This window comes from Streptomyces sp. SID13726 (assembly GCF_010548375.1).
Classification (GTDB): Bacteria; Actinomycetota; Actinomycetes; order Streptomycetales; family Streptomycetaceae; genus Streptomyces.
In genome coordinates, this window is the sequence record NZ_JAAGLY010000648.1 from 1 (window position 1) to 410 (window position 410).

The following is a 410-nucleotide window of genomic DNA, read 5'->3' on the forward strand; positions in this document are numbered from 1 at the left end:
AGGCGCACGAGCCCGTCGACGACTTCATCATCAAGCTCCGGATCGTGCGCTTCCTGCGCACGCCCGAGTACGACGAGCTGTTCTCCGGCGACCCGACCTGGGTCACCGAGTCCATCGCCGGCATGGGCGAGGACGGCCGGCCGCTGATCACCCGCACCTCCTTCCGCTACCTCCAGACCCTCTACAACCTGGGCCCGGCCCCCGAGCCGAACATGACCGTCTTCTGGTCACCGCGGCTGCCCCGGGGCTTCAAGGAGTTCTGCGCGCGCGTCTCGATCGACACCTCCTCGGTGCAGTACGAGTCCGACGAGCTGATGCGCCCGCGCTTCGGCGACGACACCGCGATCGCGTGCTGCGTCTCGGCGATGCCGGTCGGCAAGCAGATGCAGTACTTCGGCGCCCGCGTGAAC

Annotated in this window: 1 protein-coding gene; it reads left to right on the plus strand. The window is 68.3% G+C overall.

What is annotated here, in order from left to right; all coding sequences use genetic code 11:
- Positions 1-410 (plus strand): pyruvate formate lyase family protein (locus G3I78_RS49585; protein WP_275424948.1); only part of this gene is annotated, 410 nt, incomplete at both ends.